Below are 2,648 nucleotides of genomic sequence, written 5' to 3' on the forward strand. Positions count from 1 at the left end.
GCCTTCGGCCGTGGGCTCGATCACCGACTTGAAGGTCTCGAGTGCTGGCACGGTGAACTGCTCGTCGGCCTTGACGCGGCGGTGCGGCAGGTAGCCGCCCAGGGCCTTGCGGCGCTCGTGCAGGTAGCGCATCTCGGGCGTGTCGTCGGCCGGCTTGTAAAACGGGATGTCGGCGAGCTGGCTGTCGGGAATCGGGATGTTGAAGCGGTCGCGGAAGGCCTTGATGTCTTCGTCGGCCAGCTTTTTGGTCTGGTGGACGTTGTTCTTGCCTTCGCCGATCTTGCCCATGCCGAAGCCTTTGACGGTCTTGATCAGCAAGACGGTGGGCTGGCCCTCGTGCTTGACGGCCGCGTGGAAGGCCGCATAGACCTTTTGCGAATCATGGCCGCCACGGCGCAGGTTCCAGATGTCGTCGTCGCTCATCTTGGCGACCATCTCGAGCGTGCGTGGGTCTTTGCCGAAGAAGTGCTTGCGGACGAAGGCGCCGTCGTTGGCCTTCATGGCCTGGTAGTCGCCGTCGACCGTGTCCATCATGACCTTCCTGAGCGCGCCGTCCTTGTCGCGGGCCAGCAGCGGATCCCAGTTGCTGCCCCAGATGAGCTTGATGACGTTCCAGCCGGCACCGCGGAACTCGCCTTCGAGCTCCTGGATGATCTTGCCGTTGCCGCGAACCGGGCCGTCGAGGCGCTGCAGGTTGCAGTTGATGACAAAGACGAGGTTGTCGAGCTTTTCGCGCGCGGCCAGGCCGATGGCGCCCATCGATTCGACTTCGTCCATCTCGCCGTCGCCGCAGAAGACCCAGACCTTGCGGTTTTCAGTGTTGGCAATGCCGCGGGCGTGCAGATACTTGAGGAAACGCGCCTGGTAAATCGCCATCAATGGGCCCAGGCCCATTGAGACGGTGGGGAACTGCCAGAACTCAGGCATCAGCTTGGGATGCGGGTAGCTGGACAGGCCCTTGCCATCGACTTCCTGGCGGAAGTTGAGCAGTTGCTCTTCGGTCAGGCGGCCTTCAAGGTAGGCGCGGGCATAGACACCGGGCGACACGTGGCCCTGGATGTAAAGGCAGTCGCCGCCGTGGTTTTCACTCTCGGCATGCCAGAAATGGTTGAAGCCGGCGCCGAACAGGCTGGCCAGCGAGGCAAAGGAGCCGATGTGGCCGCCCAAATCACCGCCATCTGCCGGATGCAGGCGGTTGGCCTTGACTACCATGGCCATGGCGTTCCAGCGCATGTAGGCGCGCAGACGTTCTTCGATCTCGAGGTTGCCAGGAGAGCGCTCTTCGTGGTCGGTTTCAATGGTGTTGACATAGCCCGTATTGGCCGAGAAAGGCATGTCGATGCTTTTCTGGCGGGCGTGCTCAAGGAGTTGCTCGAGCAGAAAGTGGGCGCGCTCGGGACCTTCACTTTCGATGACGGCGGACAGGGCGTCCATCCATTCACGGGTTTCCTGGGTGTCCTTGTCCAGCGCGTCGTTGGCGGCAGCGCGCAAGTTGTCGCCCGCTTGGTTCGGAATGGCAGCCATTTTTTGTCTCCTGAGTAGCCTGATAAAGCTTTGTTAATCCGCAATACAGCCTCTTGTCGGGCTGTGCGCGGAGCCTGTGTCCAATTGCGCCTAAGCGTGTTTTAAACGCAAATTAGATTCAAGACCCTAGTTTCTCACAATATTTGTTAAATTTCAAATAGTGCTTATTGATTTCACATTAAGAAATTTCACGGAAGTTCAGCAAATCGATACCTGCGGGGAAATGCCCTTGGCAAATACCGGTTGCTTTATCGAAACCAGCGATGTGACAGCGCAGCCCACAGCCTCACCTTAAAAGATCAGGGTCAACCCTGACCACAGAGGGGCATCTCACTTAAACTGCATCATCCCTATGACCCAGCAAGCCCCTGCCCCCGCCGACACGATGGCGAACTCCGCCACCTTTGCCCTGTGGAGGCGCTGGTGGCGCAAGCAGTCGCCGTCGCGCCAGGACCGTTTCATCACCTTGGGGCCCCTGCTGGCCGTGGTGCTGTTTCTGGCAGCCGTGATCGCAGCCTTCGGTTACCTGCGCATCGAAGAAATCGACCGCGAGCAACAGGCCGTCAAGCGCGATGTGGAATACGCCCAGCAGCGCCTGCGCCTGCGCCTTCTGGAACGCCAGGAGCAGCTCATGCGCATCGGGCGGGATGTCTCCAACAAGGAAGTGGATACGGAAGAATTCATCTCGCAGGCCGAATCCCTGGTCAACCAGTACCCCGAACTCATGGCAGTCACCTGGGTGGACAGCAGGCGGCGGATCAAGGTGGCCTATGTATCGCCCAGCGCCAACGCCAGCCAGTTGCGCGGCGCCGGCGAGCAGCTCAAGGTCGGCGAAACAGACGGCACCTACGACCTGGCAAGAGACCTGCGGCAACCGGTGTATTCACGCCCGCTGGTGACCAAGGAAGCCAGCGGCTACAACACCCCTACCCTGCAGTTGCAGGTGCCGCTCGATGACCAGGGGAAATTTGCCGGCGTCATCATGGGCGAATACTCCATCGACGGGCTGCTGCGCTTTGGCGTGCCGACGGATGTGACGGCCAAATACGCGGTCACACTGATCGACGACAAAAACACGGTGCTGGCGGGCAACCTCCCGCCGCCCCGCAACCCCGCGGCCCGGC

General features: G+C 60.7%; 1 protein-coding gene and 1 pseudogene. One reads left to right on the forward strand and one right to left on the reverse strand.

Translation table 11 applies throughout. The features are described 5' to 3' along the window. Nucleotides 1-1,524, reverse strand: a pseudogene (gene aceE, locus AC1D1X_RS20440) (pyruvate dehydrogenase (acetyl-transferring), homodimeric type); the annotation flags it as partial. A gap of 352 nt (nt 1,525-1,876) precedes the next feature. On the opposite strand from aceE, the gene AC1D1X_RS20445 reads away from it, so the two are divergent. Further along, on the forward strand, nt 1,877-2,648 hold a 772-nt coding region (locus AC1D1X_RS20445; protein WP_477699028.1), incomplete at its 3' end, for a PDC sensor domain-containing protein.

It is taken from the genome of Polaromonas sp. P1_G4 (assembly GCF_056405475.1).